Genomic DNA, 13,154 nt, shown 5'->3' on the forward strand with positions numbered 1-13,154 from the left:
TCTTATCATTCAGCTGCATCCATTGTCTGGCGCCTGTTGTTGCCAGCTCTGTCTCATTATAATTCAGCAATCCTTTTACAGTAATCCATTGTAGTGGTGCCCAGCCATTAGGGCTATCCCATTGAAAGGGAGATGTCTTTAGTGTAGTAACAAACCCTCCCGGTTGAAGAAAGTCAGCTTTAATTTTTTTAGCGACTTCTTTTGCCTGCACTGGAGTTGCCATATTAAAGAACAGTGGGAAGGCAGCAGCCAGTGAGTGGCATGGCGTTGTTATTTTCTGTACAAAATCATAATCCATAAAAAAAAGATCCTGGTCACTCCAGCAATATTTTAAAATAGCATTCTTTCTTTTTACTGCCAGTGAAAAATAGATACTTTCTTTTTCCAGTTCTCCTTTTAATTTATATGCTTTGCTGATGGTTTCTTCCAGATGATATAGCAGACAATTAAGATCTACCGGTATGATTTCTGTTATATAGCTTGACTGAAATGTTTGTCCATCGCGTAACCAACGTGAACTGAAGTCCCAGCCGGACTCACAGGCGGCACGGATCTCGCGGTACATATCTGCTGCTTTATCTGCAGGCATACCCTTGGAAGAACGTAACTCTTTCGAATATCCTTCCGGCCGTGGTGTATCTTTTCCGTCCCAATAACGATTGAGTATTTCGCCATCAGGCATTCGTACAACCCTTTCGACACATACGTTTTCATCGGTTAGCAGTTCTGAACTTTTCATCCAGAATGCATATTCTTTTTCCAGGTAGGGTAAATACTTTATATAAACAAGCGGATCTTTGTCGGCGAGAATATCGATCATTAAAGAATAAAATGGCGGTTGTGAACGTGTCATAAAATACGTCCTGTTTCCATTTGGGATAAAGCCGAATGTATGGATCAGGAATGAAAAATTATTGACCATATTTTCAATGAGCTCATACCGGCTGGATTCCTGAAGTCCGAGCATAACAAAATAACTGTCCCAATAGAAAATTTCCCGGAAACGTCCTCCTGGTACAATATAAGAATAGGGAAGACTGATCAGGGATGAATGTGTTTTTTGCATGCTGGCTTGTCTGGTTAATACTTCCCAGAGATTATCAATATGTTTGGTAATGGTAACGGTTGTATCAGCAGTATATTGAGAATGGTCGAGATCAGGAAGTGTGAAATACTCATAAACAAAGGCTTTCAGGTCAAAACCGGTTGTGTCTTTTTCTGCATTGTATTTGTTCAGAATCTCGTCGATGGAAATTTTAGGAATACAATCAGTAAAGGTTTTATCATCCGGAAAAACTTTTGTTATCTGCACGTTTGCAAACAGCTCTCCATAGATCTCATCAGGGCTTTGGAATTGCATGGAGGAAGTTTCAAAAATCAACATGGTATCGGATAAATGAATTTTTGTTTATTTTTTTTCAATGCTAAAGATGTTAAAATCAATAAATATGATTTTACAGGAAAAATGAAAACTGTTACATACTTTTAATATCATTTCTTAAATTACATTTATTATCAGAACATTTATGAAAAAAATCTACCTTGCTTTAATCAGCTTTATTGTTTTAGTTACAGTGGTAGGCATTATCTATTATAGACATTTCCGTTACGTGAATACTACGAATGATACGTTCGACTGTAAAGTTGGAGAAACATTTAAAATAAGGTTGTATGAAAACGGTTCTACGGGCTATGTCAATTGCTGGCTGAACGAATGTCAATGCAAGCTCGTACAACAAGTAAAAACAGATTTTATACCATCCATTTATTCCAGACTCGGTTACGATGGGGCAGGCGGCGTTAAGGTATTAACATTTAAAGCTGTATCTCCCGGTCATGGCACCATTAAATTTGCCAGTTGTTTTATAGGGGGCAACGAGGAATGCGAAGACTTTACGCCTGAAAATACGCCACCTGATAACGAATTTATTATTGATGTGCGTAAATAAATGGAATCAACATTATTTTCCAAACGGTAAATATAATGTAAATACAGCGCCTTTATTAAGTTCGCCATGGGCAGTGATAAAACCGTGGTGGTTTTGGGCAATTTTATTACAGATTGACAAGCCTATACCTGTACCATCGAATTCTGTTTTTGCATGCAGGCGCTGGAATACTTCAAAAATTTTACTTTTATATTCTGGATCAAATCCAATACCATTATCACTGATGGCGATTTGATGGTATAATTCGTTCTCATGCGCATTCGGATTCCCGATGTCGTTACCCATGAGTAATGATGCGCTGATCTTAATAACCGGCGGGACACCCGGTTTTGCAAACTTAATGGAATTTGAAATTAAATTAATGAAGAGCTGCCTCAATTGGAAAGGGATTCCCTGTACATCCGGCAGATTGGCTATTTCCAGAGTGCCTTGCTTTTCTTTTAAGCTGTCTGTAAACTCTGTTTTAATTTCCTGCAGCAATACATTCAGGTTGGTTGTTTCAAATATTTTATCTGAAACATTGGTTCTTGAATAAGTGAGGAGGTCATTGATCAGTGTTTTCATTTTATGCGCAGCCTGACGGATGCGTTCAAAATAGATAGCGCCTTCCTGAGAAAGTGTTTGGCTGTCTGTCTCCTGAATTCTGCTGATAAATGTCTGGATCTTTCTTAATGGTTCCTGTAAGTCGTGGCTTGAAATATAAGTAAAGGAGCGGAGTTCCTGGTTCATATTTTCAAGTTCCTGATTGGCATTTTTTAATTCTTTGGTGCGCTCTATTATTAAGGCTTCCAGATATTGCGCCATGGTTTTCTGATCCTGAATATCGGTGCTGGTACCAACCCACATTTGTATTTCGCCGGCTTTGTTGCGTTGCGGAAGTGCCCGGCTCAGCTGCCAGCGGTACTCGCCGGTATTTTTTTTGAAACGATGTTCATATAAAAAATTTTCTCCGGTACGGATGCTATGCATCCATTTTTCAATATTCACTGCGCGATCGTCCGGGTGTACAATCTGCAGCCAGCCTTCCTCATATACCTGTTTAGGCGTAAGGCCAGTATAATCAAAAACAGATTGATTGAAATAGTTTAAATTGCCCTCTGTGTCGCTTGTCCATACAAACTGTGGCATAGAGTCTGCAAGTAGTCTGAATTTTGAAAGACTGAGACTTAATTCTTCTTCATCTCGTTTCCGTGCTGTTATGTTTTCAGCAACACCAATTAATTTTATCAGCGTACCATCTTTATGATAGATGCCTTTGCCGGATGTTGAGATCCAACGGAGCTCATTGTCTTTGGTGATAATCCTGTATTCAGCAGAATAATTTCCGGTATTGCTGCGGATGTGCTGCATTTTCAGTTGCAGTTCCATTCTATCATCCGGATGGGTTGCATGTCGTATATCATCCATGGTTACATGCATGTCCAATGGAAAATCAAAATGAAGCTTACAGATATCGTCAAAAGCTACTTCTCCGGTTTCATAATTCAATTCATAGGAACCGAGGTTGCCAGCTTTCATGGCAATCTCAAGCCTTTCATTGCTCTGCCTGATTTTTTCTTCAGCTGTTTTGCTTTCAGTAATATCCATTACAGTACCCATGATTTTTTCTGCGGCACCATGTTTATCAAAAAAAACTTTTCCGCTTGTCTGGATCCAGTGTATGGATTGGTCGTTCCATACTATACGCAATTGATATGATAAACTTCCTGTCTGAAGTGATGTTCTATGTGCCTCGTTCCGGATATGCATATCATCCGGGTGTACGTGTTTAACAAGCTCTTCGTGTGAAGGGCGTTCATCCGGACTAAAACCGAAAATGGCAATGTGCCTGTCGGAATAATTTATAGCCCCGGTCTTAAGATTAAGTTCATAGGTACCCAGGTTGGCTGATTCAATAGCAATGTTCAGCTTGCGCTGGTTTTCCATTGCTGTGTCTTTGCTTAGTACCTGTTCAGTTACTTCTGAACAAACAATCATCAGTCCGGGCGAAGGATCTAACTCATCTTCCAGAGATTTGATAATGAAATTAAAAAATCCTGGTTGTAGTATATTATTTCTTTGCAGCGAATATTCCAGTTCATTACCGATAAAAGGTTTTCCTGAATGAATGACACCATTGAGCAGTTCAGCGACATTCTGGCTTTGTAATTCAGGTAGCGCTTCGAAAAGCTTTTTTCCAATAAGGTCTGCTTTTTTATCGATAAGTTCTAAGAAAAGATCATTGGCAAATTCGAAAATGAAACTCTTGCCTCTTAGTATACAGATAGCAATAGGAGCCTGGCTAAAATGGTTGTGCAGTTTCCGTTCAAAGAATTTTTTTGAAAGAAATAATTCTTCTGTTTGTTCTTTTATTCGCTGATCCAGATCTGTAATACTTTGACGAAGTTCTAAGAGCTCTTTATAATTGGTATGTATGAGGTCTTCTGAATCGTATGGAAAATTCAGATTATCTTCTTTAACCTTTTTTTCAATAATTGTCAGGAATTCAGTAAATGTATCAGCAGATGATTCCAGCTTGTGTAAGCTATTCCTGGCCTCGTTGGCCTGGCCTGAATGATATTGCAGTATGAGTTGTTCTGCGGATTCGTGAATATATTTATGGATACGTTCAAGCTCAATCATTTCAGGAATGTGCCCATATAGCTTTAATGCATGGGCATAAATCCATTGGCCTATTTTGCTATCGATGGGAGAGATGATGGAGTGTACATCCATTTCAGCACCATATAGAATAGATTTTAACTTTGTTCTGAAAAGTAGATGCCTCGTTCTGGCCTGTTCAAAATCTAATTCTATTTTATGCATTCATGAATGAAGTAAAAATCAGGCGACAGAAACAATGAATTTTTCTTTTGATATCTGATTGACTTCGTTGATCCAATCAATTTCAAGAACCTTTTTCAGAGTTTTTTTTAAAAGGGAAAAGCTGTTGGGTTTGCAGATATAATAAGAGGCACCATTTTCATAGGCTTTGTTAACGGCTTCTTCCTGGGCGGTTGTTGAAAATATAATAATCGGTAAGCGTTTTAACGCTGTATTTTTTTTGATCTCGGTCAGGCATTCAAAACCATTTTTAGCCGGCATGTTCAGATCTAAAAAGATAATATCAGGCAGACGTACCGGTGGCGTATATAAAATCTCCATCAGTTCTCTGCCATCTGCAGCTGTTGTTAAGGTATATTCTTTACAAACTTCTTTCAGAGCATCCTGAAAAAACGATCTATCGTCTTCATCGTCATCTGCTAGATAAATATTTTTAGATCGGCACATGGTCAAATATAATCAAAAAAATACAATTTCTATGAGTTGTTTAGGTATGGTATGCCGGTAAAGCCAAATATGTTCTTTAGACGTTGTAACATACATTTTTTGTCAGATAATTAAGATTTTAGTATTGATTAAATAGAATCCTGTTTGGTTGATAAAATAATTATTTGTCTTATTTAAAACATATAATTTTATACTGATTTTTTACTAAAACGTATCAATCTGGTAAATAAAAATGCCCGTTGATTATTCTATCAACGGGCATTTTTATTTTAGTCGTATGACTCAGTTCTACTATTTTTTCTTTTCAAGTAAACACCCTTGTAAGGAAATTGTATAGGAGATTATTTTTTTGGTATTAATATAGATTAAAAACCTTGTTACAGATAAAGGAAATCCATATTTATTTTGTTGGTAAATCAGTGTTGATAAATCAATTTGACTACTAGTTATAAAAGATTGTTATTTAGGCAATTAAAACCACTTAAATTATAACAACATGGAAGAAGTAACTGTTTATTTGCTCGTTGAAGGAAGTTCTGAGCCGTATCTTTTTAGAGAATTTAAAGAAGAAAGATTATACATAACTTCTGGTAACGGAATTGTTCAAGTAGTCGATAATCCAACACATGTCTATTTTTCTGGTCCTTCAGATAAATTCATTGCTGTAAGAGAACCTAAAGGAAAATAGTAACAATGTTAATGTTATTAGAGTAAGATTAACCTACAATATAGAATTTGATAGTTCTATATTTGTTAGTTTTAGGATCATACTCTTTGATTACCTTAATCAGTAATGCTTTTGTCATAGTGGTATTTGTTTAAGGAAACAATTATTAATCCCTAGGTTCTGGTAAAACCTAGGGATCTTTTATTACACCAATACCATTAAAAAAGTTCAGAAATCATTAATGAAGAAAGTAGTAATTTACTATATCTACGACGGACATGTAGCTCCAAGAATTTTTAAAACTATCGAATCAACCTCAATAAAAATACTCTCCAATAGTTCAACAATTGCGATTAAGAACAACGAAGGTAAAACATTATTCTCGAGACCTATCAAAAGATTTACAGCTGTAATTGAAAGATGATCATTGTGCATACTCAGCACGTAATTGTATCAAATCAGAATAGAGTTGATACTTCCTGTCGAAGTTGTATGCAATGTTACAATGAATGTATTTAGAAAATTGAATTGTTACTTCAACATATCGACCTGTAAAAATGAGTTGTCCTGTTTCTTCATCCTCTTCTGATACTTCTATTACATCACATAATTCAGCATCGCCATACAGCGTTTGATAAAAACAAAACCTTCCGTCTTTGAATTCAATTTTTCCTTGCACATCTGTTTGTCCATCGTTATTATACCAACCGTCACCATTATCTCTTTTAGGTAAATTTTTGTCTAGCTGAGAATAGACGTAAGAGTAGAATACAGCCGTAAATTCTGGTATAGGAGTCTTTAGCGTTTTAGATTCTTTTTTCTTACTCACAGTTTTTTCTTTTCTTGTTTTGGATAAACTATCAGCTGTCTTTAAAGAATCTTTTAGAAATAATTCTCTTTGTTGTGCTCTGAAAATAGAATCCTTTTTTGATTGGTGTATTGAATCTCGTTTAACTGAAAGATTGTCGTTATGAGTTTGTTCATTAGGTGAAGTACAAGCATTCAAAAGAATAACAATTGAAAGTGATGTTAAAATTCTCATTTGTTTTGGCGGTTTGTACCAGGAGGTTCTACAGGCGGTTAAAAAGAAATAGGACGTGAACCTCATACTGTTCACCCTAACCGTGGTACCGCCAAGCACCTAGAAGGAATAAACAAGCAGAAGCCACGCCCATATAGGCGTACTATCTACTTTAGTCTTTCCTTCTTTTGAAATTTTTGGCGGTTTTCGGTTAAGAAGACTACAGCAACGTACTATATTTTGAATTATTTATCGTTTGTTAAATCATATGTTATCCAGTGTTACGTATCAAATCTACAAATAAAAGCCTTGTATTAAAAGACTGCCCTAGTAGCAAGTTGAATCTATCTACTTCCTTCATAGATCGTGTGTTATAGCGATATTCAAATTCATCACAGTAGCGATATAAATGTTTTGGACTCACCCAATGATAAATACCAATCAATCCTTTCTTCAGTTGACTCCAAAAGCCTTCAATGGTCTGTGTATGGATATTGCCGTTTACGTATTCGCCTTCGGAGTGATTGATTACATTATGGGTTAAATGTTTTCCTAATCCATTATAGCCTTTAAAGCTGTCGGTCATCACGATTGTATTTGGATCAACCTTTTTGCGTATTATAAGCTTCATTCCTGCACCGTCAAGTTTCTTAATTGGAAATGTAATTACATTACCCCCTCGTTGCACCATACCGAGTACAGGCGTTTTATCCAGTGTAGAACGCCCTTGTGTACCTTTCTTCCGTTTGCTTTTATGCTTGTTCTTTGCTTTACCACCAATGAATGTTTCATCAACTTCAACAACACCGCTTAAAATACCTTTGAATGTCTTATTGTTATTCATTGCACTTCGTATACGATGCAACATATACCAAGCTGTTGGTTGCGTAACTTTGATGTCTTTACTTAACTGGTGAGAGGAAATCCCTTTCTTGTGGGAGCTAAAAATATAGATAGCGACAAACCACTTTTTAAGACCTACGTGAGAGCGCTCAAAGGTTGTACCTACGGTAGAAGTGAATTGCTTTTTACAACTGGCGCATTTATACAATCGCTCGTTCTTATATACATAAATCTTCTTGTCCTTATTATTGCAGTGAGGACAAACAACTTTACCAGCCCAACGAATTTCTGATAAATACCTTCTACAGTCCGTGTCCGTAGGAAAGGCAGTTAAAAGATTTTCTAAAGAGGTAAAGTTTTTCAATTGATTCAAAACAATTATTAGGACTAATTAAAGGTCTTTTGTTGGAAAATGGGTGTTTTGTTGTACTTTTTTTAGAAATAAAACAACGTTATTTAGGTTAGGAACAGCCCCATGGTAGTAAATGAGGCTGTTATAAAAATCGTTAACCGTATTCTTCAAAGAACACATTGATGATTTTACCATTGAACAACAGGATGTAGTAGATTCTGTTGTTGATTTTAAAGCAAATTGCTTTCATGATTATACATTTAGCCGGGAGGTTCGTTCCTCTCGGTTCTTTGTATAACTTCCTTTTTGTTTAGTTCACAGGGAAAAGATGAAATTTATTTTCAATTTTATATAACAAACTGAAAATGAAAGAGATTAATTTTGATTAGAATTTGAATATGAGGTAAACTCAAACCTTTTGTACACGTAATAGTACAAAAACATTAATTTACGTCAGAAAAAATTTCATGTTGAAAAACGCTAAATTCGGAACATTTTACTAATTTAGAATGTTTCTAAAGTGTAATAATGCAATAATTGCGTATAATTGTACGTTATTTTCCTAAAAATAAAAGACAGACCTTCTGCCTTGCATAATGGTCTGTCTCCAGGATTAATGGATTAGATTTTCACGAGAAATCGGAAAAACCTTGCCTTCGTCGGGTAACGGTATCCACTAGGACACTCTTTACACCGAATTCTACGACAATAAATCCACTTGTATCCCTCTGGCGCTTCGCTTGCTTCCATTGGTATAAGTGTAATAAGCCCTGCTGCTCCAACAGCGGGGTTTTCTTTTGCTTTAAAAAGCAATATCTATTCAGCAGCATCAATCTCGTCTGCTCCTTCATCTTTTTTATCTCTTTTGTTAGAACTTGATCTTTCAAGTATGTAAACGTCTTGACCTTGGTATTTTAGTTCAGCCTTCTCAACTAAGAATCTTAAAGACACCGTCTTATAATCTACTTTAAGTCTATTCAGCACATGCGCCAATTTCAAGAAATAGTATTGACCTGCTTTATTAACCTTCGCAGCTGTCGGGTCATCTTTACTAGATTCAACTAGATAAATCCTATTGAAGTTGCTTGTTTGAGGTTCAAAGGCAACTTTATAGTATTTGTCTCCGGACAATTCCATCAGGTTATTGGCATCCATATTAAATCCCAATTTGCCTGTTAAGTGTATAGAAGCACGATATTTTTCGTGGTTCTCACTTGCGTCAATGAAATTTAAGTTTAGCTCCATAACACTTCTCTATTCGCTTATTGTAAAAATACCCATTTTTTATTTGGTAGCAAAGTGTTGACGCATCCGTGTCAACTCTCTTTAAAGGTTAAACACCAAAAATATTGCTATATAAACACTTTTTTTTATCTCCTTGTATTGTATATATTTAATAATCAATTAATTAATAAATTGTTATAGGCTTTAAAAGTTTTCAACACGTGGATAACTTTTTGTTTGCTTATTAACAAATAGCTAGGATAAATCGGGTATTCGTTTATTTTAAGCTGAAAAACAGCCATACTTATCAAAAAATAAAACCTCCTGAACCCGATAAAAGTTCAAGAGGCTTTTAATCTATTCATTACTAAAATATTCCAAATAAGATAATAAAAAGTTCAAGAGAGATCTTACAAATGAATTTAATTTTCTTTTTTGATATGCTAAAGTGAATTTTGATGTGTTTTGTCTTTTTGGACATAATGTAAAATTTTTAAAAATAGTATTTTAGGTTGTTTCTTATAAATAGAAAAACACACAATCAAAAATCTCAAAATTGAAAAATATTTTACAGCCTTATTAATAAAAAAATAAACCTTCCAAACTCAAAAAGTTCAGAAGGTTTTTAATCTATATTAATACCATTTTTTTTGTGCTGTCTGCTTGAGTCTGTGACAATGTGCTGATGTACTCCAGCTTCCCTTTAACCTGTACGTTCGACTTTTCTTTTACACCAACAAGTTCTTTTCTGTATTCTCTTGGAAAAGTAGCAGTGAGCGAATACGGAGGTTGGTTTTGTTTAACCTTGGATATGTCAAAGAAAATATTACTTGTATTAATATCACTTTCCAGTCTTTCAACAAACCATTTTACAATACCCGGTAAAGAGTCATTTGTCTTAAATGCTATGGTATCTATTTGTTCAAAGAACCCTACTTTGCCTTTAACGGAAAGTATTTTTCCTACATATTGTTTTGCGGCTGCAGTACTATCTTTTACAAAGCTTGTTACTAAATCACCGGCATCAATTTCAATAACCTCCTGGGCTGCGATGACTTCTTTTTGAATTTCAGATTGTTCTTTAATGTTGCAGGAGTAAATCAAAAATAAAATAGGTAGTAGAAAAAAACTTTTTTTCATGGAGATCATTTATGTTTAAGTATGTACAATATTGTTGTTGTAAAGTAATCTATAGGGTTTCAATTTTATATAGATGCAAAACCTTGCTACAGCTGCGTAATTATTAAGCTGATCTATAAATTAGAAAACCTTATAGGTTTGGTTGCTGTTAAGTAAAAATCAACAAGGACCCCAGCCAACATCGCTGAAGTCTGGCTTTCTTTTTTCAAGGAACGCATTACGGCCTTCTTTCGCTTCGTCTGTTCCATAAGCCAGGCGGGTTGCTTCGCCGGCAAATATCTGTTGGCCAACCATACCGTCGTCTGTTAGATTCATAGCGAATTTTAACATTTTGATCGAAGTAGGGGATTTCGCCAGTATTTCCTGTGCCCATTCATAGGCGGTGTCTTCCAGCTGTTCATGCGGGATCACAGCGTTCACCATGCCCATATCAAAGGCTTCCTGTGCAGAATAATTTCTTCCAAGGAAAAAAATCTCACGTGCTTTTTTCTGGCCCACCATTTTTGCCAGGTAGGCTGAACCATAACCGCCATCGAAGCTGGTAACGTCTGCGTCGGTCTGTTTGAAGATCGCGTGTTCTTTGCTGGCAAGTGTCAGGTCACAAACAACGTGTAAGCTATGGCCACCGCCAACTGCCCAGCCCGGCACTACGGCAATAACTACTTTTGGCATAAAACGGATCAGGCGTTGTACTTCCAGAATATTCAGACGGTGTCTGCCGTCTTCACCTACATAGCCTTTTTCACCGCGGGCTTTCTGGTCGCCGCCGCTGCAGAACGAATAGATTCCGTCTTTGGATGACGGTCCTTCGGCTGATAATAATACTACGCCGATAGATGCATCTTCATACGCATCGTAGAAGGCATCGTACAATTCAGCTGTTGTCTTCGGGCGGAAAGCGTTGCGTACATCCGGACGGTTAAAGGCGATACGTGCCACGCCGTTTGCTTTCTTGTACGTTATATCTTCAAATTCTCTTACTGTTTTCCATTCAATTGCCATAAGGAACTAGTGTTATGTGTGTGGTAAAGATAATGGATTTATATACATATTCTGAATAAAAACAAATGGTTGGCAGTTTATGGAATTAGCATATCTCATTTGCTTTAATATCCAGTTGTGTAAACGTACCGAACCATGGCATATTTTATATCGGCAGACAATCCGCCGTGGTTCGGTACGTTTGAGTGGCCGCATTAGTAAATGGAAAACAAATAAATGTTTCACTTATCCGCCGCGGCGGATATCAATCACTTGCTTTTATATTCAATTAATACCTGATCAACGCGCTCGCCCAAACAAAGCCGCTGCCGAATGCTGCCAGACAAAGCAAGTCGCCTGGTTTTAGTTTACCTTCATGTACGGCTTCACTCAAGGCAATCGGAATAGACGCTGCTGTTGTATTGCCATACTTCTGGATATTATTAAATACCTGGTGATCTTCCAGCTTCAATTGTTTCTGTACGTATTCTGCAATGCGTAGATTAGCCTGGTGCGGAATCAATAAACTGATGTCACTTGTCTGAAGATTGTTTGCATCTAACGCTTCTTTGATTACTTCCGGAAATTTCTGCACGGCATATTTAAATACACCTTGTCCGTTCATGACCGGCAGCAGCGCGCCATTCTCAATCATTTCAGGCGTTACACGCGTTTTGCTTCTGCTGCCCGGATGTTCCAGCATCAGTTCTTCTGCGTGCGTACCATCAGCGTGCAAATGCGTAGAAAGAATCCCTTTGTTTTCGGTTGTAGCTTTTAATACGACTGCTCCCGCACCGTCACCGAAGATCACAGCCATGTTACGTCCTCTGTCAGACAGCTCCATGATATTGGATTGGATTTCACTACCTACAACCAGCACCGTTTTGTACATCCCGGTTTTAATGAACTGGTCAGCTACAGACAGGGCATAGATAAAGCCCGCGCACTGCTGACGGATATCCAATGCCGGAATGTTCGGCACACCTAGCTCACGCTGCAATAAAACACCTGAGCCGGGGAATGCATAATCCGGACTCAGTGTAGCAAATACGATCAGATCTATTTCCTTCGCATCAACCTTTGCATTAGCCAATGCCATGCGTGCCGCTTTGGCACCCATATTCGAAACTGTATCAACGCCTTCTTTGAAGAAGCGGCGCTCTTTAATTCCCGTACGCTCCTGGATCCAGGCATCGGAAGTTTCCATGAAGGCTGTAAGATCCTGGTTGCTGACAATGTGTTCGGGTACATAATGACCCGTGCCTGAAAGTTGTGAATGTAGTTGCATGTATGTAATGGTGTTTCGCTGTTATTTCTGGCGTCAATCCTGCAGAGGCTAGCGCTAGGCTAGTTTACAAGTGGTTGGTAGTTTACGCAAAATAAACATTTATTCTTTGAATGAAATTACAGCTGCGTAAACGTACCGAACCACGGCATATTTTGTACTAGCTGAAAATACACCGTGTTCGGTACGTTTAAGTGCCTTAACTCTTTAATAGAAGAGTTGATGATTATTTCACTTAAACTACCAACCACTTGTTTTTAACTACAGTTTCTGGCACTAGTCTGCGCTTTGCTCAGACTGGCGATAGGTGTAATACCAACTTGATGTTTTTACCCCGCCATAAAAAAACCGATAAGCGGACTTATCGGTTTTCCTGTTTTACTATTTTGTTGTAGCTCTTCGGAATTTGCAATTCCGAAGCC

12 protein-coding genes are annotated in these 13,154 nt (G+C 37.3%); 3 read left to right on the forward strand and 9 right to left on the reverse strand.

Features of this window, described 5'->3' with window-relative positions; all coding sequences use genetic code 11:
* A partial coding sequence (locus ACTHJT_RS05975) for a trehalase family glycosidase (protein ID WP_440237088.1) occupies window positions 1–1,384 on the reverse strand: 1,384 nt, incomplete at its 3' end.
* Between the two features lie 142 nt (window positions 1,385–1,526).
* On the opposite strand from ACTHJT_RS05975, the gene ACTHJT_RS05980 reads away from it, so the two are divergent.
* Window positions 1,527–1,949 (forward strand): protease inhibitor I42 family protein, encoded by a 423-nt coding sequence (locus ACTHJT_RS05980; protein ID WP_440237089.1) that lies wholly within the window; start codon window positions 1,527–1,529, stop codon window positions 1,947–1,949.
* A 12-nt stretch (window positions 1,950–1,961) separates the two neighbouring features.
* Here ACTHJT_RS05980 and ACTHJT_RS05985 read toward each other — a convergent pair whose 3' ends face one another.
* Together ACTHJT_RS05985 and ACTHJT_RS05990 are read right to left on the reverse strand one after the other, a co-directional pair.
* Window positions 1,962–4,754, reverse strand: a complete 2,793-nt coding sequence (locus ACTHJT_RS05985) for a PAS domain-containing protein (protein ID WP_440237090.1) — start codon at window positions 4,752–4,754, stop codon at window positions 1,962–1,964.
* An 18-nt stretch (window positions 4,755–4,772) separates the two neighbouring features.
* Window positions 4,773–5,219 carry a response regulator gene (locus ACTHJT_RS05990; RefSeq protein ID WP_440237091.1) on the reverse strand — a complete coding sequence of 149 codons (447 nt, stop codon included), beginning with the start codon at window positions 5,217–5,219 and terminating at the stop codon, window positions 4,773–4,775.
* 496 nt (window positions 5,220–5,715) lie between these two features.
* On the opposite strand from ACTHJT_RS05990, the gene ACTHJT_RS05995 reads away from it, so the two are divergent.
* Complete coding sequence (locus ACTHJT_RS05995) at window positions 5,716–5,907, forward strand: hypothetical protein (RefSeq protein WP_440237092.1); 192 nt, start codon at window positions 5,716–5,718, stop codon at window positions 5,905–5,907.
* Between the two features lie 220 nt (window positions 5,908–6,127).
* Complete coding sequence (locus ACTHJT_RS06000) at window positions 6,128–6,310, forward strand: hypothetical protein (protein WP_440237093.1); 183 nt, start codon at window positions 6,128–6,130, stop codon at window positions 6,308–6,310.
* Here the strand turns inward: ACTHJT_RS06000 and ACTHJT_RS06005 are convergent, their stop codons facing one another.
* The 6 genes from ACTHJT_RS06005 to ACTHJT_RS06030 form a co-directional block, all read right to left on the reverse strand.
* Window positions 6,311–6,928 (reverse strand): hypothetical protein, encoded by a 618-nt coding sequence (locus ACTHJT_RS06005; RefSeq protein ID WP_440237094.1) that lies wholly within the window; start codon window positions 6,926–6,928, stop codon window positions 6,311–6,313. It abuts the gene before it with no gap.
* Window positions 6,929–7,178: 250 nt separating this feature from the next.
* Window positions 7,179–8,114: an IS1595 family transposase gene (locus ACTHJT_RS06010; protein ID WP_440237095.1), complete on the reverse strand. Its 936-nt coding sequence runs from the start codon at window positions 8,112–8,114 to the stop codon at window positions 7,179–7,181.
* A gap of 804 nt (window positions 8,115–8,918) precedes the next feature.
* Window positions 8,919–9,347 (reverse strand): hypothetical protein, encoded by a 429-nt coding sequence (locus ACTHJT_RS06015; protein WP_440237096.1) that lies wholly within the window; start codon window positions 9,345–9,347, stop codon window positions 8,919–8,921.
* A 609-nt stretch (window positions 9,348–9,956) separates the two neighbouring features.
* Window positions 9,957–10,466, reverse strand: a complete 510-nt coding sequence (locus ACTHJT_RS06020) for an OB-fold protein (protein WP_440237097.1) — start codon at window positions 10,464–10,466, stop codon at window positions 9,957–9,959.
* Window positions 10,467–10,625: 159 nt separating this feature from the next.
* Window positions 10,626–11,468 (reverse strand): 1,4-dihydroxy-2-naphthoyl-CoA synthase, encoded by an 843-nt coding sequence (locus ACTHJT_RS06025; RefSeq protein ID WP_440237098.1) that lies wholly within the window; start codon window positions 11,466–11,468, stop codon window positions 10,626–10,628.
* Between the two features lie 268 nt (window positions 11,469–11,736).
* Entirely contained in the window at window positions 11,737–12,735 is a 999-nt protein-coding gene (locus ACTHJT_RS06030) for a 3-oxoacyl-ACP synthase III family protein (RefSeq protein WP_440237099.1), read from the reverse strand.
* Window positions 12,736–13,154 lie beyond the last annotated feature (419 nt).

Source organism: Cytophaga sp. (assembly GCF_051961495.1).
Classification (GTDB): domain Bacteria; phylum Bacteroidota; class Bacteroidia; order Cytophagales; family Cytophagaceae; genus Cytophaga.

What these genes read in the sequence shown, in the direction of transcription:
- ACTHJT_RS06015 (WP_440237096.1), bottom strand. Translation starts at nt 9,347, where the DNA reads ATGGAGCTAAACTTAAATTTCATTGACGCAAGTGAGAACCACGAAAAA.
- ACTHJT_RS05995 (WP_440237092.1), top strand. Translation starts at nt 5,716, where the DNA reads ATGGAAGAAGTAACTGTTTATTTGCTCGTTGAAGGAAGTTCTGAGCCG.
- ACTHJT_RS05985 (WP_440237090.1), bottom strand. Translation starts at nt 4,754, where the DNA reads ATGCATAAAATAGAATTAGATTTTGAACAGGCCAGAACGAGGCATCTA.
- ACTHJT_RS06000 (WP_440237093.1), top strand. Translation starts at nt 6,128, where the DNA reads ATGAAGAAAGTAGTAATTTACTATATCTACGACGGACATGTAGCTCCA.
- ACTHJT_RS06030 (WP_440237099.1), bottom strand. Translation starts at nt 12,735, where the DNA reads ATGCAACTACATTCACAACTTTCAGGCACGGGTCATTATGTACCCGAA.
- ACTHJT_RS05980 (WP_440237089.1), top strand. Translation starts at nt 1,527, where the DNA reads ATGAAAAAAATCTACCTTGCTTTAATCAGCTTTATTGTTTTAGTTACA.
- ACTHJT_RS06025 (WP_440237098.1), bottom strand. Translation starts at nt 11,468, where the DNA reads ATGGCAATTGAATGGAAAACAGTAAGAGAATTTGAAGATATAACGTAC.
- ACTHJT_RS06005 (WP_440237094.1), bottom strand. Translation starts at nt 6,928, where the DNA reads ATGAGAATTTTAACATCACTTTCAATTGTTATTCTTTTGAATGCTTGT.
- ACTHJT_RS06020 (WP_440237097.1), bottom strand. Translation starts at nt 10,466, where the DNA reads ATGAAAAAAAGTTTTTTTCTACTACCTATTTTATTTTTGATTTACTCC.
- ACTHJT_RS05990 (WP_440237091.1), bottom strand. Translation starts at nt 5,219, where the DNA reads ATGTGCCGATCTAAAAATATTTATCTAGCAGATGACGATGAAGACGAT.